Consider the following 20,221-nt stretch of genomic DNA (forward strand, 5'->3'; position numbering starts at 1 on the left):
GGGTCACGCGCCGGGGTCGAAGCTGACCGGCAGGCGCGCGGGAGCCGCGCCGGTCGGCGCGACCTGCTGGGTCTTGAGCGCGAACTCCATGACCTTCTTGTAGACGGGGCCGCAGATCTGGCCTCCGAAGTAGCTTCCCCGGGTCGGGTTCTGGATCGCGCAGTAGACGGTGATCCGGGGCTTGTCGGCGGGCGCGAAGCCGGCGAACGAGGCGGTGTAGCCCCGGTAGCGGCCGAGTTCGGGATCGACGCGGTTCGCGGTGCCGGTCTTCCCGGCGACGCGGTAGCCGGGGATGTGGGCCTTGGTGCCGGTGCCCTCCTCGTTCCCCACGACCGACTCGAGCATGGTGGCCAGGGTCTTCGCGGTCTTCTCGCTCACCACCCGGGTCTTCTCCGGCTCCGGGGCCGGGATGAAGCGCCCGCCGGGACCGCGGGTGCCGCGGACCAGGGTGGGTTCGACGCGCACGCCGCCGTTGGCGATGGTCGAGTAGACGGAGGCGGCCTGCATGGCGTTGATCGACAGCCCCTGGCCGAAGGGGATCGTGTACTGCTGGGAGGTCGACCAGTCCTGCGGCTTGGCGAGGATGCCGGGGCTCTCGCCCGGGTACCCGAGGCCGGTCGGGCTGCCGATGCCGAACTTCCTGAGGTAGGAGTGGAGGACGCGGTTGGCCTGGCCCTGGGTCTTCCCCAGCTGTCCGGTCGCCAGGATCGTCCCGATGTTGCTGGACTTGGCGAGCACGCCGTTGAGCGTCAGGTACCAGGTGGGGTGGTCGACGTCGTCCTTGAAGAGCCGGTCGCCGCGGTGGAGCCGGTTGGGCACGGTGACATGGGTGGCCGGGGTGGCGGCCCGCTCCTCCAGCACGGCGGCCATGGACATGACCTTGCTGGTGGAGCCGGGCTCGTAGACGTCCTGGAGGGCCGCGTTGCCCATGGCGGCGGGGTCGGCCCGCGAGACGTCGTTGGGGTTGAAGCCCGGTGCGTTGGCCATCGCCAGGACCTCGCCGGTCCTGGTGTCCTGGACCACCACATAGCCGCGGTCCGCCTTGGACTTCGCCACCTGGTCGCCGATCGCGCGCTGCGCGGCCCACTGGATGTCGCGGTCGATCGTCAGCTCGATGTCGGAGCCGGGGACGGCGGGCTTCTCCCTGGTCCCGGCGGTGGGCACCCGGCGGCCGCCCGACTGCGCGTAGGTGATGCTGCCGTCCCTGCCCGCGAGTTCCTCGTCGAGCATGGACTCCAGGCCGCCGGCGCCGCGGCCCTCGGCGTTGACCCAGCCCAGTATCCCGGCCGCGAGATCGCCGTTGGGGTACACCCGCCGGCTGCTGGACTCCTGGAAGACGCCCGCGAGGACGTTGGCGCCGGGGCCGCCCTTGGCCCTGTCGGCGGCGGCCTTCGCGGCGAAGACGCCCTTGAGGTCCTTGATCTGCTTCCAGACCTGCGGGGTCTGGCGGCGGGCGAGGACGGTGTAGCGGGACTTCGGGGCCTTCAGCTTGTTCGCGAGCTCGGCCGGGTCGGCGGCCAGGATCGGTGCGAGCAGCGCCGCGGCCTGCTCCGGCGCGTCCGGGGCCTTGCTCTCCTCGGGTGTGAACATCTTGGGGTCGGCGGTGATGTCGTGCGCGTCGACGGTGGTGGCCAGCGCGATCCCGGCCCGGTCCGTGATCCGGCCGCGCTCGGCCGCCAGCGTGTGGCTGGTGTAGCGGTTCTTCTCCGCCATGGCGGCGTACGTACCGGCGTCGACGGCCTGCACCTGCAGCAGCCGGACCACGAACGCCAGCATGACGAGGGTGAGGGCGAGGCTGACCAGCCGCAGCCGCGGGCGGGGGTTGCCGAGCCGGATCCGGCCGGGCGCGGCGGGCCGCCGCGTCGGCGCGGGCCGGCGGGGGCCATCGGCATCGCCGACACCGGGATCAACCCCTACCACCTGGAGTTCTCCGCACGCACCTACCCCGACCCCGACGTACTGGCGCTGACGAAGGACTTCACCCGCCACCCCTCGGAGTACATCCCCGGCTACCCCGCCTCCGCGCCCGCGATCCCCGTCACCCTCGGCAAGGGCCATCTGCCCGGCGAGGACGAGGATCTGTGGACCGCCGGCAACGTCCCCGCCGGCAAGCTCCACTGGATCCCCGGCACCAAGATCGTCGGGGCCTACGCGTCGACACGGACACATCCAGCACATTCCCGCGCTTTCGGCGCGGGTGCGGCAAACGTACGGCCCGGCCACCGCCAGCGCACCCGCCGCACCCGCCGCACCCCACCGCACCCGCCGCACCGCGGCCGGCGCCGCACCGAGGGCCCGTGCGGCGCCGGCCCGGGGCGGGGCTCACCCGGTGGGCTCGATCTCCCTCAGCAGACCGGTCTTGACGTCGAAGACGAAACCGCGCACATCGTCGGTGTGCAGCAGGAACGGCGAGGTGCGCACCCGCTGCATCGACTGGCGCACGTCCTGGTCGACGTCGCGGAACGCCTCCACGGCCCAGGACGGCCGCTGGCCCACCTCGACCTCCAGCTCGTGCCGGAAGTCCTCGGTCAGGCTCTCCAGGCCGCAGCCGGTGTGGTGGATGAGCACGACGCTGCGGGTGCCCAGCGCGCGCTGGCTGATGGTCAGGGAGCGGATCACGTCGTCGGTGACCGCTCCGCCCGCGTTGCGGATCGTGTGGCAGTCGCCGAGTTCCAGGCCCAGCGCCGCGTGCAGGTCGAGACGGGCGTCCATGCAGGCCACCACGGCGACCCGGAGCACGGGCCGGGCGTCCATGCCGGGGTCGGTGAAGGCCGAGGCGTAGCGCTGGTTGGCTTCGACGAGCCGGTCGGTGACCGTGCCGCTCGCGACGGCGGACTCTGCGGGGAGGTGCGGGGAAGTCGACATGTCTCGAAGGTAATGGCCACGCGCCTGCTCAGCTCGCTGTGAGAGCGGACAAAGAACGTCAACGCGACGTGTTGTGAGCTAACCCACAGACGGGACCGGGGCTGGTCCGTTCGGGTGGCCCGCCCCGTCCCGAGGCCCCTCGGCGCCGTCGCGGCGACGCGCCAGCCGGTTGATTGACCGGCACGACCGGTGGACTAAAGTGACGCGCAGTTCACGGACACATCCAGCACATTTCCGCGCTTTCGGCGCGGGTGCGGCAAACGTACGGCCCGGCCACCGCCAGCGCCGGACCTGAGAGGGCGCATTGAGCCAGCGACACGTCCCGGTGATGCTCCAGCGGTGCCTGGACCTGCTGGCGCCCGCCCTGGAGCGCCCGGGTGCGACCGGCGCCGGCGAGGGCCCCCACCCCGTCGTCGTCGACTGCACCCTCGGCCTCGGCGGACACAGCGAGGCGCTGCTGACCCGCTTCCCCGCGGCCCGGCTCGTCGCGCTCGACCGGGACCGGGAGGCGCTGCGGCTGTCCGGCGAGCGGCTCGCCCCGTTCGGCGACCGCGCCACCCTGGTGCACGCCGTCTACGACGAGCTGCCCGACGTCCTGGGCCGGCTCGGCATCCCCGCCGTCCAGGGCGTCCTCTTCGACCTCGGCGTCTCCTCGATGCAGCTCGACGAGGCCGACCGGGGCTTCGCCTACGCCCAGGACGCCCCCCTCGACATGCGGATGGACCAGACGACCGGTGCCGGCGCGGCGGAGGTCCTCAACACCTACCCGCCCGGCGAACTGGTCCGGATCCTGCGCGCGTACGGCGAGGAGAAGCAGGCCAAGCGGATCGTGGCGGCGATCGTGCGGGAGCGCGAGAAGGAACCCTTCACCAACAGCGCCCGGCTCGTCGAGGTGATCCGCGACGCGCTCCCGCAGGCGGCCAAGCGCACCGGCGGCAACCCGGCCAAGCGCACGTTCCAGGCCCTGCGCATCGAGGTCAACGGCGAGCTGACGGTCCTGGAGCGGGCCGTCCCGGCGGCGGTGAAGGCCCTCGCCGTGGGCGGCCGGATCGCGGTCCTCTCGTACCACTCGCTGGAGGACCGGCTGGTCAAGCAGGTCTTCGCGGAGGGGGCGGCCATCACGGCACCGCCCGGACTGCCCGTCGTGCCCGAGCGGTACCAGCCGCGGCTCAAGCTCCTCACCCGCGGCGCCGAACTCCCTTCCGAGGAAGAGGTCGCCCGGAACCGCCGGGCGGCGCCCGCGCGGCTGCGCGGCGCCGAGCGCATCCGCGAGGACGTGCGGTGACGGCGGCCGCGCCGGGGGAGCGGGACCGGTGACGAGGGCCGCGGTGAGCGAGGGCGAGGGGTGAGGATGGCCGCCGGACAGCTGAAGGGGCGTGCCGCCCGGCTCGCGCGGCTCATGCCGTCCGGGCCGAGCACCGCGGCCCGTACCCCCTTCGTCCTGCTGGTCGTCGTGCTGCTCGGCGGCGGGCTGATCACCCTGCTGCTGCTCAACACCTCCCTCAACGAGGGCTCGTTCAGACTGAGCGAGCTCAGGAAGAAGACCACCGAGCTCACCGACCAGGAACAGGCGCTGCAGCGGGACGTGGACGAGCGCTCCGCGCCGGACGCGCTGGAGCGGCGGGCGCGCGAACTCGGCATGGTGCCGGGCGGCAACCCCGCCTTCCTCGGCCCCGACGGCACGGTCCGCGGCGTTCCGAAGCGGGCCAAGGCCGATCCGTCGGCCGTCCCGGAGCCCGGAACCGCCGCCCCGCCCGGTCGGGCCGCCCTCTCCGCACAACCGCCCGCGCCCCACAACCGCCCCGCCCGCAACCGTGGCTGTACCCCGCCGTCCGGCCCGCACAGCCGTCCGGCGGGACCCCGCGCCCGTCCCACGAAGCGTCTGCCGCGGCGCGCCCGCGGTACCGCGGTCCCTCGCGCCGCGCAGCCCCCGCGTCCGGCGTGCCGCGCGCCCCCCACGACCCCGGCAGGTGACGACTGCCACCAAGAACCTCCGCCGCGCCGTCGCCGTCCCCGCGCGCCGCGGCGGACCGGCCGGGCGGCCGGCCCGCTCCCCGCCCCCGCCGTACCGCCGCCGCGCCGGCCCGCGGCACCGCCGGATCCGCTCCGCCCCCAGCCCCGGCTGGGCTGGTCAGCCTTGCCCTCACCCTGTCATGCGGCCTTCGTGGCAGGCTGCTGCAGGTGCAGGCCGTCACGCCGGTACGTACGCGCCATGGCGGGAAGAACCCTACACGAGCCACACGCTGGCGGCGCGCGCGCCGGATCACGGACCGTGCCGGGATCGCGCTGGCCACAGCGTCGCGCGCACACACACGCCGACCCGAAGATTCACACCCGAGGAGAGCAGGGCACCGACGCGCCGGAGCAGGCCGCCCGCTGCTCGCACCGACCTGGGAGCCGACCCGGCAGCTCGCGAACAGCTGAAGCCCCAAGTCCCGCTACACGCCTCGCCCGCCGCCAGACCCCCAGGTCTGGAAGCAGTCAAGGACTCAAGGGCGCCTTCCCGAGAGGCGCCGCGACAGGACAAGGGCGGCCCGGCGCCAACGTCCTCGCGGGGTCTTCCAGGTCCAGCAGCAGCGGGTCACCCCATCGGCGTTCTCCGCGGGATACTGGCTGGTCAACGCCGAGGCCGCGGGCCTGCGTCTGGAGTCCATGCTGACGGAACTCGCGGGAGGACGGCAGATCACCTACGCGCATCGGCGGGCGCGGGTGGCCCACCGCCGGGACCCAGGAGAAGCCGCCGTCCCCGCCCGACATCGAGCTGAGATTGACCGCGACATCCAGTGGGCGCGCAGCGCGCGATCGCGACCAGGTGGGAATCCAAGGCGGACCGGGGCTATGTGGTGCAGGACACCAGGACGGCGAGGTCCTGGGATGGCCAACGCGCCGGGCTTCACCAACGACGTCTCGAGGGCCGACGTCGCCGCCATGGCACGCGCCCTCCAGGACGCTACGAGCCGGCCCACAGCAAGTCATGTCCATGCCGCGGTGCGGAGAGCGGGCCGCCACCCCGTCCACCCATGTCACCTGCCAACCGGCCCACCGCGGCGACCGGCCTTCAAGGACGACGCGACCACCCACTGGTACCTGACGCTCACGGCTGCCGCCAAGTCCAGCAACATGGAGATCCTGGCGACCGGAACTGGGTAAGACCCAGGCCAGGCAACGCGTCTTACCCTACCTGGGAATTCGCATCGCAGCCCGACCGCTGGCACCCGGCGAAGCCCGCATCCCGCCGAGCCCGCAGGACTGGTCGACCTCACAGCAGTACACGATCCCCTTCGGCCAGGCTGTCGATCAACGCCATGCAGGCCGCCTCCGTCTACTCACATCGCCACGGCGGTGCGCGTCGAACCCACCCTGGTCGCGCACCGCGGTCCCGACGGCCTTCGTCCCGCCCAGAGCCGAGCGGCCCGGGGGTGACGAGAAACCGCGAAGCCTCGCACCATGCTCGATCGGTCGCGGAACAGGAGGCACCGGCACCAGGGCCCGGATCCCGGCTACGCGTCGCGGAAAACCCTCACGCGACCGCGTCGATCCCGAACTCGGCCGCTACCGGGCACACCGCCTCCTTCGCCGGCTTCGCGCCCGCGACAGCCCGGATCACCGTTACTGCGGCATCCAGACCCGACCGGGAAGCTATTCGGCGGCCAATCTGCGGACCCTCTACAAGAAGGTCATGGAGTCGCGCTCAAGACCAGCAGGTCGCCGCCGCGCTCCCGCCGCTTCCGCGCTTTCCCGGTCCGGGAAGGACGCGTCCGTGGGCCCCGAAGCTCGGTCCGCGGAGTCCCGCCAGCCCTCAGAGCCGGCACCCTCCCGGCCGGGCCCCGGGAGCCCCTCATTTACGCGGTCCGGTGCCGGCTCCCCGCCTGACAAAGCGGATCAGTACCGAACCCCTTCCCCGTCCGGCCGAGGTCCGCCGACCGGCCCCCGGGCGGGGCCTCTGTGGGGCGAGTCACCGCTGCCTCTCCGCACGCCGACCGCGCCGGTCGCCCCAGGCCGCCGTTCGGCCCCGGCCTCGGCGCCATGTCGCCCAGGCCGGTATCGGCGCCGCCGCGAACTCCCACCCGTGGGCCCCTGCTCGGGGGGCGGGCGCGTCCGACCGGGCCCGCGGTGGGCGGACTCGCCGCCGCGCGGGCGCCCCGGACGCGCTGCTAGCGCTACCGGCACCCTAAGACCACCACACCTCGTCGGGGCCGGCGGCGGCACCGCCGCCGCCCGAGCTGTGGCCGCAGCTCGCTCGACGAGCATAGCGGGCGCACCCGCCTGCCCCATCTGCCCCTGTTCCCTGCGCGAGCCCGTCGAGTGGTGGCCCTGAGGCAGCCACGCGCTGGTCTCGCCTCAGGTCGTGCGACTCCCGCCACCCTTCGAGTGTCCTTGAGCGGAGCACTACTTTGGCGCTCGTTCAGGAGCGCCCCGGGCGTCCCAACCTCGCGCGTATGGGTGTCGAGGTCGTGCTGCTGTTCTCGCTGGGGCCCCCCGACCCGACGGTCCCGGGGGGTCCCGACCGGTGCACGTTAACGCCCTCCTCAGGTCCCCGTGCGCGCACCTGCCGGGCCGCTCCACGTGGTCAGCTCGCCGCGATGTCAGGCCGGGCATACCCGCGACCCGGCCGACGGTGCCGCGAGGGCCGGAGCCGTCGACGCCGGCCCTTGGCGTGTCGCACCGCCACGGGCTGTTCTGCGCCCTGCCGCGAGGCCGACTACTCCTATGGCGGCGACCGCGATGACACGGGCCCGATCGGCCGCCGAGTAGCCCCCGCCGTCCTATCCGCAGTAGGACTCTGGACTCGCCGCATGCTCGCGCGCGGCGAAGCCCGCGCACAAGGCGGCGCGTCTTGGAGCTAGGACCGGGCCGCGCCACCGGCGGTCGACGCGGGCGCGGTGCCGTGCTCCCGCGCAAGGGCAGTCAGTGGAGACATCGCCCGTGGTTGCCGTCCGACCGCCTCGTTCCGAGGCATCGACCACCGAAGAACATGGGGAGGTCTTCCGCGGTCTTCGCGAGATCACCGACACTGGGCGGGCTCCGCACGTACCGGCCGGTAAAAGCGTCCCCGGGACCGCGGGCCTCTACTCGCGCGAGGTTTGCACGCAGCCTCCGTGTCGACTGCCTCGAGGTCAACGGCCACGCGCCGCATGGTCCGCTGCGGCCGCAGCCCCGGCCCGTGGTTGCCGCCTCTCGTGACGACGTCCCTAGTCGCCCTTGCCGAGGTGCGGCGTCGCCCTCCACCGCCCGGGAAGACCAGCACCAAGGTCCGGCGCTGCCGAGGCGCCGACCTCTTACCCCGGCTCGTGAACGCGGTCGCCTGCCCTGGGGTCAGCGCCCCCAGCGTTCCTTCCGGATCGCCGCGGCATCGTCCCATCGCTTTCTGCGACTTTGGGGAGCCACCGCCGAGTTCGAGGCGCGCAGAGATCGGCGAGGCAGGGAGCTGGGTACCGCTGGATGGCGGGCGAGTGGTCCTGGAAGGGGCCCCTCGCCCGCTGGTGCCGCTGGGGCACGTTGGTCTTCGGGTGTGGCCAAGCGGACGCCCAGGGTCCGCTGCGGGGACGGCGCCTGCCCACTCGCTGGCTTTCGTGGCTATGGTGCAGGCCGCCGTCCTCCGACTGCCGAAGCCGGCACGTATGGACCAGGACCGCTTTCCCCGCGATGTAAACCGCCCCTCGGCTCTTACGACGTCCACCGCGGATCTGACCCTACAGCCGCTCTGCAACCTTAGCTCAAGCGCCCGCTAGGGCGGCCGGGAACTTTCGTCGTCCAGTATGAAGCTTGCCCGGGTGGCGGTCGTTCTCGCGCGCCGTGCCCAGCGAATCCCCTCCCGGGCCCACAGACGGGTCATTGGGGTGATCCGTAGGCCGAGCACGCGCACAGACCTGAGGGCCGTATGGGTCGCTTGGTACCCTAGTCTCTGGGGCCGGCGAAGAGTGAAGGCAACAACCATATAACGTACCTCCTCTGGGTGGATTCCAGAGTTGAGCACGTCCGATGTGGTGTGGAACCAGGGATGCTCTTACCCGCTTTGGGCACCCGGGGGGGCACTAGGTGCCGGGGGACGGTTCATCGGCAACCGTCCTCTGGCTTTCCAGTGTCCACGGTAGTGGATTCGTTGCCGCCAGCGGCCTCCACCTCCGGAGACACGGCCGACAGCCACGCCCGGCTCACGGCGGGCATCGCCGTTTCTCTACGCCGGGAGAGGGAGAGTCCCGGAGTCCCGAGTGCTTCGTCTCCGCGATGCGCCCCGCGGAGTATGGGATCACACGGCGACGCGGGTGGGGGCCCGGTAACTGCTATCCATTCGGCCGGGCGAGGACAGGAAGCTTGTCCACTGCGCTTATACGACTGCCGCCGACGGACGCAGGCGTTGCTCGCGCCGCGGGCCCCCTTTGGGCGCTGCCCACGGTCAGCACTGGTCTCAGCCTCGCTTCCCGCCTCGGCCGAGTGGCCCTCTGATGGTTCCGATCTGGTTAGATGACCTCGTGAGATTACTAAAAGACAACGCGCAGCGAGACGATTCGGGGTGGCGGACGGTCGGGGCGCCATCTCGTTGTTCGCGAGCCGGCCGGTTCGGCCGTCCGCGAGCACTGCCGGGGTCCTTGGGCTGGCCCGCGGCCGGTGGCGCCCGTGCCCGGGGCGCTCCCGGCCGGCCTGGCGCCCAGACCCCGGGTACGTGCCCAACACGCGCACACCTACGGGCCCGAGGCACACCCGACGCACCCCGCGCGTCCGTGCGAGTCCCTGCGGGGGCCCAGGGACGACAGTGGGGCACGAACCGCGAAGTCGCGGACCCCGGGCCCGGCCGTCGAACCGGTATGTCTGCGTCCGCCACGGGGCGGTCGCGAGGGGAGGCTGCACGGATTCCCCCCTTTCTTCCGCTGGCCCCCCCCGGCCCAGGCGTGCGAAGGGGCGGCCCACGCCGACGAATCCGCACCTCTGGCCCGCCCGTCAGCGCTGTGTCCCGCGCCCGCACGGCCGGGATGGCGGCGGGCCTTCTCCTCCACGAGCAGTCCCGCGGTGCGCGCACCACGCCGCGCCGGCGAGTGGCGGCGAATCGCAAAGGGTCCTGAGGGCGTTGTGGAGGTGTGACGCGGCCGTAGCGGTCTCGCCGCCCTCGGCCGCGCTGGTCCGGTCGCGTCGCCGCCTCGGGCAGAGTCAGGGGTGTGACTGCGCAGGGGCGCAGGCGTCGCGCTCCGCGGCCTTGCGCCGGCCGTCGCGGCGCGTCGACCGCCAGCCGGCCGCGCCTGTACCGCGGCGACCGCCGTCCCGCGGTCTGCCCCGCCCGCGACTCGCGGACCACGCGGCGGTGTGTTGGCGACGTTGAACCCAGCAGCGCGGCGCGCAAAGTGTGCGCTCCTCAGGGGGTGGTGGGCCAGCGGCCTACTCGACCCTTGCGCGCCGTGCGTCGGGGTGCGCTGCAGCGTCACATCGAGGATCCACCGCGCCCCCCCAGCGACGCTCCCGGGCGCTCGGTACACGGGCCTCGGCGCAATTCCCAGGAGGACTCGTGCTGCGAGGCGGCGGCCACGTGACGGGCGTGACCCGGGAGCCCAGCGCGTGGTGGACCCTCCAGGCACGAGCTCGACGGGCGGCCCGGGAACACCCTGGCGTGGCTTCGGGTGGGGCGTCCGCTTGATGGCCCCTCGGTCGCCTCCGAGCCGTAGCCCGGTGGGCGGCCGCCGCGCACCGGGAGTACGCTGGCGCTTGGAACGGTTGATCGATCTGGAGCAGGCCGTCCGTGCGCCCGTGTCTCCGAGCTTCGCCCAGGTGCGCGCGCCCCTTCAGCCACCCTCCCCGGCCCGCACGGCGTCCGACGGGTCGGTAAGCCCGCCAGCCCGGGAGCGACTTTGCTCCGCAGCCCGGCACACGGCGTTGGCCCCCCACGTGTTGCCGGTGACCCGCCGGTAGCCCGGGGACCGCCCCCAGCCGGCCGTCTGCGACCGGCGCCCTGCCGGACGGGGAAGCGGTGCGGTGCTATCCTGTGCGCGGTGAGCTCCCGGCATACCGGACGGCGCTTCGGCTTTTCGGGGGGAGGAGCGCGAGGGGGTGCCGGCGCGAGGGTGCCGCCCGGCGGGGCAGCCGACGGTTCCCGGGGGCGGCGACGGGTACGGACTCCCGTGCGCGGTCGGCGGAGCGGCGGGAGCGCCCGTCGAGGGCCGCGCGTTGCCTCATGACCCCAGAGGGTCCGCAGCGCCGAGTGCCCCCTGGGGTCTGGATCGAGTAACTCCGGGTGCGCGTCGCCAAGCCTCGAGGCGGCCCTAGCGCCGACGGCATGCCCGCCGTCTCTTTTCCCGCCCCGTTGCCGGCCCGGGCCTGCCGTGCCCCTCTGTTCCCAACCACAGCTGGTGGCCAGGTCTTCGCGCACCTCCCCACGGGGTCCTAGGCCCCCGGGCGCGCTCCGGCAGGGGACGCGCCGCCCGGTTCCCCACCCCGCTGGCCAGGGTAGACACCTCGCCGCGCTCCGAAGTCGCACTCTGTGGTCGCAGGAGTCGCGGCGACTCTCGCTAGCCAGCGGCGGGCGCGAGCGTAGGTGGGAAGCCGGTGCCTTCCTGGGCGTCCCCGCTCGGTCGCGAGTGGTTGCTGGACTTCGGGCCCGTGACGTCATCAGGTGGCTTGCTCGTCTGAAGAGCCGGTCCCCCGCGGCCGGTCGCGTACATCTGCCGGGTGGGGGGCCGCCCGCGGCCCGGATACAGACCTTCGCTGGTCCGGCCGGACCCCGGCTGCCGCGCGAGCGCCCCGATGTCTTGGTACAGCGCATGCAGCGCGCCGTGTGATCCGGTGCCGTGAGCGCTCAGTAGCTGCGCGTGTGCGGGCGCGCCCGACACGCGACGGTCCCCGTCCCGGCGGTGCGCGGCCGGAGGCAGGTGATGCGCGCGTAGTGTCCGACGGACTAGACGCCGGAGCCGCCGCCTGGCGTTGGAGTTTGGCGCGAGTCGCCGTTTCCCGCTGCTGCAGATCTGCCCCCCGCGAGGACGTTGGGAGCCCTGGCTGTCGCCGCGCCCTCTCGGCCAGCGCGTGACGCTGATTCCGCCGCGGGGTCGCGGGGGCAGGCTGGTAGTGGACTTGGGGCCTTGAGCCGTCCGCCGGTCGGCGCCCGTCCTCGAGCAGCCGGCGCTCTCCGGGCGTCCGCACTTCGCTCGTGCTCCAGCGTGAGGGCGCGCGACGCGAGCGGGGCCCGGCGTCCGCGATCCGCGGCCCCGCCACGTCTGCTCGTAGCGACTTCCGCATGGCGCGTAGCGAGGCACGGGCACGCAGAGCCGCCAGTCCGCGACGCGTGGTGGTGAAGCGGCGGGGGTTCGAGCGCGCCCGCGGGACGCCCGAGGCGCGTACGGCGGGGGCGTTTGTGCGGGCCTGCCGCCCGGCGGTCTCGCGGTGCCGGACCGAACGGGCCGAGGTTCCTTGGTGGCCCGTCAGCGCCAGGGCGTGGGGGGTCCGCGGCACGACGGAACGCGGGGCGTGATGGCCCGCGGACCGCCCGGGAACCTCCTGCCCCAGCTTCGGTGGGAGGGAGCGCCGGGGTCGAGACAGTTGCTCGCGGACCGTGTGCGGACGCGCGACCGTCGGCCGGCGGTTATGCGCGCCGTTTGAGCTCCGACCGGGCGGTCGGTTCCGCCGCGCGACATCGCCCGCTTCACCGGGTCCGTGGGACCAGGGCGGGGCTGTGGTGGCACGTGGCCGAGCAGCCGCGCGTAGTTCCACCCGTACCGTCGCCTCCTCCGGTGTTCGTTCCCGAGTTCCCTTTGCAGCCCTCGGAGGGTGGTGTTCAGCCAGCTGACCGCGGAGGCAGACGAGGCCAGCCGAAGGATCCCAGGTCTGGGCCGGAGGGCATCGCCGGGCGAGCGGCAGCGCTGCGCTGTCGGGGGCTCAGCGTTCAGCGGCGACCGACGCCCCCCTGGCGCCGTCGCCCACGTCCCGGTGCGCTGGCGCCGTGCCGTCTGGGCCGCCCCGCCGGCAGGTAGGGGCGGCGGCCACGGTGAAGAGCCGCCAGCGGCCAAGGGCGCGGGTCCGTCGTCGCCCTGGTCCAAGACCTGGAGTTCGCGGTGCGAGAACGCGTCGCCGCCCACGGCGAGGGCCTTCACGGCGGCCCACGGCCCGCTCCGGACGGTCATGGTTGACCTCCGATCGCGGTCCGATGCGTTTCCGCCCGTGCTACCGCCTGCGGGAACGGCCGGTCCCCGCAGGCCGTGCCGGGAATTTTCCGCCTGCCCATCGCGTCGCCGATTCGCAGCGCTCCATGGCGCGCGCTGGACGTCGGGCTAGGTGCTGAGGCCCGTGGCTGACGCGGCGTCTGCCACGGCATGTGAGCGGCACTTGGCGTGCAAGCCCGGGCCCTGTGGTCGGGAGACCCGAGGCAGCGGCGCCTGGACGCTGGGGCCCTGGCAGGATGGCAGCGTCGGGCGGCGTCCGAGGTGTCGCGGTCGCCCGGCGACCGCTGCAGACAGCCGAGCCTTCTCGTCCCGTCGGCCACGAGCCGCGACGGGGAACCGGGTCAGAGCGCCTCGCTGTGTCGCGAGACCGAGGGGCAGCGACGACGACGCCCCGGGCCCTCGCGGCGCGGTCGCACCCGGGCGCTCCAGGGCGGCGCCAGCAGTCCAGCACCGCTGGAGCATCAACCGGGACGTGTCGCTGCTAATGCCCCTCTCAGGTCGCGCTGGCGGTGGCCGGGCCGTACGTTGCCCACCCGCGCCGAAAACGCGGAAATGTGCTGGATGTGTCGTAACTGCGCGTCACTTTAGCCACCTGCCGTTCCGGTCAATCAACGGCGCGGTCGCCGCGCGCGCCGAGGGCCCCGGGACGGGCGGCCACCGAACGACCCCGCCCCCGCCTTGGTTAGCTCACAACAAGTCCGTTGACGTCTGTCCTCTCGAGCGGCGGCCGGCCGTGGCCATACCGTCGAGACATGTCGACTTCCCCGCAGCCCCCCGCAGAGTCCGCCGTCCGGACGCCGGTCAGGACCGGCTGTCGAAGCGAACCAGCACTACGCCTCGGCCGTCACCGACCCCGCATGACGCCGCCCTCCGGTCGCGTGGTGGCCAGGACGCCCCGTCTCGACCCGCGCGCTGGCCTGGAACTCGGCGACGCCACACGATCCGCAACGCGGGCGGACGGTCACGACGACGTGATCCCTCGCTGACCATCAGCAGCCGCCTGGGCACCCGCAGCGTCGTGCTCATCCACACACCGGCTGCGGCCGGAGATCCCTGACCGAGGACTTCCGCACGGCTGGAGTCGAGGTGGGCCAGCGCCGTCCTGGCCGTGAGCGCTCGCGACGTCGACCAGGAGTCGCAGTCGATGCAGCCGGGCGCACCTCGCCGTTCTCGCACACCGACGATGTGCGCGGGTTCGTCTTCGACGTCAAGTCCGTCTGCTGCGGGAGATCGAACCCCCGGTGAGCCCGCCCCCGGCCGCGCGTCCGGCGGGCCCCGGCGGCGCCGCCGCGGCGCGAGCGGTGGGTGGCGCGCGTGTGCGGCGGTCGGCGCGGCGCGGCGGGGGTGGCGGCGGCGTGCGCGCCTGGGAGCGCGGGCCTGCTCCGCAGGGCGCTGGGTGCGGAGGGCGTCCCCTCCCCCGGCGTGGACGGATCACAGCGCCGTGTGAGCTGCCAAACGCGGCAACCGCAGACATATGGCGCCCACTTGTCCACAGGCGAGTGACATGACGCGGCAACGGCAACAAGAATGCGGGTGGTGACACCTCCGCGGATCCGACCGGAGGGGGTGTCCGTGTTTCGGGGTGGGCCGTGCCGCAAGCAGTGCACCGGTCCATGGAACGGGCCGAGGAGGGCCGGGTGACGACCTATGACGATCGAGCGAGCCTCACGGATCTGACCACCACAGCGGAGCGCGTCCGCAGGTCGGTGGAGGGTGTGATCGAGGGCAAGCCTGAGGTCGTACGGCTCTCGCTGACCGTGCTGCTCGCGGAGGGGCATCTCCTCATCGAGGACGTGCCGGGCGTGGGCAAGACGATGCTGGCGAAGGCTCTGGCGCGGTCGATCGACTGCTCGGTGCGGCGCATCCAGTTCACGCCGGACCTGCTGCCGTCGGACATCACCGGTGTGTCGATCTACGACCAGCAGAGACGTGACTTCGAGTTCAAGCCCGGCGCGATCTTCGCCCAGATAGTGATCGGCGACGAGATCAACCGGGCATCGCCGAAGACCCAGTCCGCGCTGCTGGAGTCCATGGAGGAGCGTCAGGTCACCATCGACGGCCAGACGTACGAACTGCCCACGCCCTTCATGGTGGTGGCCACGCAGAACCCGGTGGAGATGGAGGGCACGTACCCGCTGCCCGAGGCCCAGCGGGACCGCTTCATGGCGCGGGTGTCGATGGGCTATCCGACGCCGGAGGCCGAGCTGCAGATGCTCGACGTGCACGGCGCGGTGTCCCCCCTCGACGACCTCCAGCCGGCGGCGCACGCCCACGACGTCGTGAAGCTGATCGACGCGGTGCGGACGGTCCATGTCGCCGACTCCGTGCGGAGGTACGCGGTGGAGCTGGTCTCGGCGACCCGCAGCCACGCCGATCTCCGCCTGGGCGCCTCGCCCCGGGCCACCCTGCACCTCCTGCGGGCCGCCAAGGCGTCGGCCGCGCTGAGCGGCCGGGACTACGCGCTGCCGGACGATGTGCAGTCGCTCGCGGTGCCGGTCCTCGCCCACCGTCTGCTGCCGACGGCCCAGGCCCAGCTGAACCGCCGTACCGCCGAGCAGGTCGTGCAGGAGATCCTGCAGCGCACGCCCGTGCCGACCTCGGGCAACGACCCGGCCTACGGAACCGGCGCCCGCCAGGTGCCCGGCGGCCCGGTCTACGGCCGGCAGCGGCCCGGCGTCCGGCGGATCTGATGAGCGCCGGGAGCCCCGCCGCCGGCGGCGACGAGCGGGGCGGCATGCGGGCGGCTCTCGGCGGGCTGACGACACGCGGACGATCGTTCCTGGCAGCCGGGGTGGCCGCGGCGCTGTGCGCCGTGGTGCTCGGGCAGAGCGATCTGCTCCGGGTCGGGCTGCTGCTCGCCGCGCTGCCCCTGATCTGCGTGGCCGTGCTGTACCGGACCCGGCACCGGGTGGCGGGCAGCCGGCGGCTGTCCCCGTCCCGGGTGCCCGCCGGTTCCGAGGCCCGGGTGGATCTGCGCCTGGACAACGTCTCCCGGTTGCCCACCGGTCTGCTGATGGTCCAGGACCACGTGCCCTATGTGCTGGGCCCCCGGCCCCGGTTCGTCCTGGACCGGGTGGAGCCGGGCGGCCGGCGCGAGGTGTCCTACCGGGTCCGGTCGGACCTGCGCGGACGGTATCCCCTGGGCCCGCTGCAGCTGCGGCTGAACGACCCGTTCGGCATGTGCGAGCTGGCCCGTTCCTTCAGTGCGGCCGACACCCTCACCGTGATCCCCCGGACCGAGCCGCTGCCGCCGGTGCCGCTGCCGGGCGATGCCGCGGGGTACGGCGACGGACGGCAGCGCACGCTGGCCCTGGCCGGGGACGACGACGTGATCCCCCGGACCTACCGGCACGGGGACGATCTGCGCCGGGTGCACTGGCGTTCCACGGCGCGCTACGGCGAGCTGATGGTGCGCCGCGAGGAGCAGCCGCAGCGGCCCAGGTGCACGGTGCTGCTGGACACCCGGCGCGCGGCCTACCGCGGGTCCGGGCCCGGCTCGGCCTTCGAGTGGGCGGTGTCGGGGGCGGCGTCCGCCCTGGTGCACATGCTGGAGCGCGGCTTCTCGGTCCGGCTGCTGACGGACACGGGCACCTCGCTGCCCGGCGACGGCGGGGACGGTCCGGCCGGCTCGCCGCAGGAGTCCGCGGAGTCGGCCGGGCTGATGCTCGACGCGCTCGCGGTCGTGGACCACTCGGACGGCACGGGGCTGTCGGGTGCCTGCGACGCGCTGCGCGGCGGCGGAGAGGGCCTGCTGGTCGCCTTCCTCGGCGACCTGGACGAGGAGCAGACGGCCGTGGCGGCCCGGATGCGGCGGCGCAGCGCGAGCGCGGTCGCGTTCGTGCTGGACGGCGGCCTGTGGACGGCGGGCGGAGCGGTGGACGACGCCGCGCGGGAGCGGCTGCGCGGACTGCGCGAGGCCGGGTGGACGGTGGTCCCCGCCGGACCGGGCGCGGCACTGCCCGGGCTGTGGCGGAAGGCGGCGCGCGAGCACGCGGACTTCGCCCCGGCCGGTACGACGGGTCTTTCCGGGGAGTGGTCATGAGCGGTCGAGGAAGGCTGGCCCTGTGCGCCTACGCCGCCACGCTGATGGCGGCGGCCGCGATGACGCCGCTGGTCGATCCATGGACGTGGCTGCTGCAGGCGGCGTTCCTGTCGGCGGTGGTCAGCGGGGCCGGCGCCGCGGCACGGCGGGTGCCGCTGGCGCGGTCGCTGACCGTGGCGGCCCAGGCCGTGCTGGCCGTGCTGATGCTGACCCTGGTCTTCGTGCGTGAGGACGCCGTGCTCGGTCTGATCCCCGGGCCGGACGCCGTCGCCAGGTTCGGCGAGTTGCTGGCCGCGGGCGGCCAGGACGTCGGCCGGTACGCGATCCCGGCGCCGGCCACCGACGGGATCAAGCTGATGCTGGTCGGCGGAGTGGTGCTGATCGGCCTGGCCGTGGACGCGCTGGCGGTGACCTACCGCAGCGCCGCGCCCGCGGGTCTGCCGCTGCTCGCGCTGTTCTCGGTGGCCGCCGGTCTGTCCGGGGGCGGGGCGGGCTGGTGGTGGTTCCTGCTGGCGGCCTCCGGCTATCTGGTGTTGCTGCTGGCGGAGAGCCGTGACCGGCTGTCCCAGTGGGGCCGGGTCTTCGGCGGCGCCCGGCCGCGCGGCGGGGCCGGGTTCGACCCCGAGGAGGGGACCACACACGCGCCGACCCGTACCGGCCGGCGGATCGGTGCGGCGGCGCTCGGCGTGGCGCTGGTCGTCCACTGGTCCCTCCCGGCCCTGGACGGCGGACTGATCGGCCAAGGCGGCGGCGCGGGTACGGGCCCGGGAGGCGGCACCATCAACGCCGTCAACCCCGTGGTGACGCTGCAGGACAGCCTGAACCAGCCCAAGAACCGCGAGTGGCTCAAGTACAAGACGAACGCGAAGGCCACCGGTGACATGTATCTGCGGATCATGGCACTGGACCGGTTCGACGGCGGGGCCTGGAAGTTCTCGGTCCGCAAGATCACCGACATCCCGGACGAGCTCCCCCGCCCCGAGGGCCTCGGCAGTGCGGTCGCCACGACGGAGATCAGGACGAACATCTCCGCGGCGGGTGCCTACAAGCAGGGCTGGCTGCCCATGCCGTACCCGGCCTCCAAGGTGGCCGTGGACGGCCGCTGGCGCTTCGACCCGGCGCGGCGCACGATCGTCGGGGACCGCGGGCAGACGACCGGCGGTCTGCAGTACTCGGTCACCAGCCTGCAGGTGCGGCCCACCGCGCAGCAGCTCGCGGAGGCGCCGAAGGCCCCGGCCTCGCTGCTGGAGGAGTACACCAAGGTGCCGGGCACTCTCCCCGCCGATGTGCGGTCCACGGCGCTGCAGGTGACGCGGGGCGCCGCGAACGACTACGAGCGGGCGGTCGCGCTCCAGGAGTGGTTCGCCTCGGACGGCGGCTTCTCCTACGACACCCAGGTGGATTCGGGCGGCGGCGTCCAGGCGATCTCGCGCTTCCTGAAGAACAAGGAAGGGTTCTGCATCCACTTCTCCTTCTCCATGGCCGCGATGGCGCGGACGCTGGGGATACCGGCCCGCGTCGCGGTGGGCTTCACGCCCGGCTCGCCCGCCGCCGACGGCGCGATGTCGGTCGGCAACCAGGACGCCCACGCCTGGCCCGAGCTGTACTTCGAGGGCGTGGGGTGGACCCGGTTCGAACCCACCCCGACACGCGGCAACGCCCCCGACTACACCCGGGCGGCGACCCCGTCGGGCGGGCCGAGCAGCCCGGCGGAACCGGAGGCCGCCGCGTCGCAGGAGGTGCCCGTCGCCCCGTCCCGGTCGCCCGGCTGCTCCCCGCAGGAGCGCCGGCTCGGCGAGTGCGGTGCCACGCCGCCGCAGGACGTTTCGGCGGCCGGGGACGAGGGCCCGACGCTCGGTTCCGTCCTGATGTGGACCGGGGGTATCGCCGCACTGGCGGTGGTACCGCTGCTGCCGATGCTGTGGCGGACGAGACTGCGCAGGACGCGGCTCGGTTCCGGCGGGCGCACGGCGGAGGATGCCGCCGCGCGGACGCTCCTGGTCTGGGAGGAGATCGCCGACACCGCGTGGGACCACGGCATCGAGCCGGACGAGTCCCTGTCGCCGAGGAAGGCGGCCGCGCGCATCGTACGGCTCGGCCGGCTGGAGGGCGCGCCCGCGGACTCGGTCCACCGGGTGGCCCGAGCGGTGGAGCAGGTGCTCTACGCGCCGAGGCCCGCCCCGGACACGGGGCTGGCCGAGGACGCCGGGCGGGTGCGTGCGGGCCTGGGAGAGCGGGCCGGACGCGTCGAGGGCCTGCGGGCGCTGCTGCTCCCGCGGTCTGCCGTGCGGGTCGTCTGGGCGTGCTCGGAGCGCTGGAGTACGGTCGCGGACCGCGTCACGGCCGCCTACCGCCGGCTTCTGGACCACGCGACGGCACGGCTGCCCAGGCTTCTGCGGCACCGCGGCTGACGGAGGTACGCCGGGGCCGGGCCTCCGGCGGGGCCGGCGGGGCCTTGGGCGTCACGGCCGTCTCCGCGCCGGCCGGGCCCGGCCCGCGGGGACTGGCGGGGCTGGTGCGGAGGGACCGGCCGGCCCGGACGCGTACGGGCCGCGCCGGCCCCGGTGCGCCGGGGGCTGGAGGGTGCCCGCGCCCGGACCGGACACGGACCGGACACGGCTGAGGGGTGACCGCGATGCGGTCACCCCTCAGCCGTGTCGGAGTACGTGGACGTGCACGTCACATGGGCTCAGTGGCCCTGCTCGTCGCGGCGGCGCTGCCACCGCTGCTCGATCCGGTCCATCAGCGACCGGCGCTGCCTGGGCTGGCGGCGGGTGGCCTCAGCCCCGGGGCCGCTCTGCTCACCCGGCTTCGGCGCCTTGCGCCAGCCGGTGACCGCCAGGACCGCACAGCCGAGCATGACGAGGAATCCCACCACGCTGATCCAGATCTGCTGGGCGACCATTCCGGCCATGAGGAGCGCGATACCCACCAGGAAGCCGGCGACCGCTTGGTAGACCCGTCGTCGGGTGTACGTACGCAGCCCGCTTCCCTCAAGCGCTGTCGCGAACTTGGGATCTTCGGCGTACAGCGCTCGCTCCATCTGCTCGAGCATTCGCTGCTCGTGCTCCGAGAGCGGCACGGAGTCCTCCTAGTCGTCGGTCGCGGGGGGCGACCGGTATGCGGCCCTTTCAGGATAGGCAGGGAATCGCCCCCGTGAAACCCGCCGAGTGCC

General features: G+C 73.7%; 9 protein-coding genes and 1 pseudogene. 7 read left to right on the plus strand and 3 right to left on the minus strand.

Translation table 11 applies throughout. The features are described 5' to 3' along the window. Window positions 1–3: 3 nt before the first annotated feature. Both DDW44_RS03710 and DDW44_RS03720 read right to left on the minus strand, forming a co-directional pair. Complete coding sequence (locus tag DDW44_RS03710; protein ID WP_425275688.1) at window positions 4–2,058, minus strand: peptidoglycan D,D-transpeptidase FtsI family protein; 2,055 nt, start codon at window positions 2,056–2,058, stop codon at window positions 4–6. Between the two features lie 264 nt (window positions 2,059–2,322). Continuing rightward, window positions 2,323–2,865 carry a beta-class carbonic anhydrase gene (locus DDW44_RS03720; RefSeq protein ID WP_108905517.1) on the minus strand — a complete coding sequence of 181 codons (543 nt, stop codon included), beginning with the start codon at window positions 2,863–2,865 and terminating at the stop codon, window positions 2,323–2,325. A gap of 304 nt (window positions 2,866–3,169) precedes the next feature. On the opposite strand from DDW44_RS03720, the gene rsmH reads away from it, so the two are divergent. From rsmH to DDW44_RS03755, 7 genes and pseudogenes are all read left to right on the plus strand, one after another. Then, window positions 3,170–4,150 carry a 16S rRNA (cytosine(1402)-N(4))-methyltransferase RsmH gene (gene rsmH / locus DDW44_RS03725; protein ID WP_108905518.1) on the plus strand — a complete coding sequence of 327 codons (981 nt, stop codon included), beginning with the start codon at window positions 3,170–3,172 and terminating at the stop codon, window positions 4,148–4,150. Between the two features lie 114 nt (window positions 4,151–4,264). After that, complete coding sequence (ftsL, locus tag DDW44_RS33630; protein WP_483027312.1) at window positions 4,265–5,524, plus strand: cell division protein FtsL; 1,260 nt, start codon at window positions 4,265–4,267, stop codon at window positions 5,522–5,524. A gap of 215 nt (window positions 5,525–5,739) precedes the next feature. Then, on the plus strand, window positions 5,740–6,015 hold the full coding sequence (locus DDW44_RS32330) for a hypothetical protein (protein ID WP_208647930.1): 276 nt from the start codon (window positions 5,740–5,742) through the stop codon (window positions 6,013–6,015). Between the two features lie 7,697 nt (window positions 6,016–13,712). Continuing rightward, a pseudogene (locus DDW44_RS33460) lies at window positions 13,713–14,242 on the plus strand (carbonic anhydrase); the annotation flags it as partial. Window positions 14,243–14,641: 399 nt separating this feature from the next. Next, on the plus strand, window positions 14,642–15,694 hold the full coding sequence (locus DDW44_RS03745) for an AAA family ATPase (protein WP_018890370.1): 1,053 nt from the start codon (window positions 14,642–14,644) through the stop codon (window positions 15,692–15,694). Further along, window positions 15,694–17,046 carry a DUF58 domain-containing protein gene (locus tag DDW44_RS03750; protein WP_108905519.1) on the plus strand — a complete coding sequence of 451 codons (1,353 nt, stop codon included), beginning with the start codon at window positions 15,694–15,696 and terminating at the stop codon, window positions 17,044–17,046. The genes DDW44_RS03745 and DDW44_RS03750 overlap by 1 nt, the downstream gene beginning before the upstream one ends. Next, window positions 17,043–19,457, plus strand: a complete 2,415-nt coding sequence (locus DDW44_RS03755; RefSeq protein WP_244223956.1) for a transglutaminase TgpA family protein — start codon at window positions 17,043–17,045, stop codon at window positions 19,455–19,457. Before DDW44_RS03750 ends, DDW44_RS03755 begins: the two co-directional genes overlap by 4 nt. A gap of 278 nt (window positions 19,458–19,735) precedes the next feature. On the opposite strand, the gene DDW44_RS03765 is transcribed toward DDW44_RS03755, so the two are convergent. Next, on the minus strand, window positions 19,736–20,128 hold the full coding sequence (locus DDW44_RS03765; protein ID WP_017947429.1) for a DUF3040 domain-containing protein: 393 nt from the start codon (window positions 20,126–20,128) through the stop codon (window positions 19,736–19,738). Between the last annotated feature and the right edge of the window lie 93 nt (window positions 20,129–20,221).

Source organism: Streptomyces tirandamycinicus (assembly GCF_003097515.1).
Classification (GTDB): domain Bacteria; phylum Actinomycetota; class Actinomycetes; order Streptomycetales; family Streptomycetaceae; genus Streptomyces; species Streptomyces tirandamycinicus.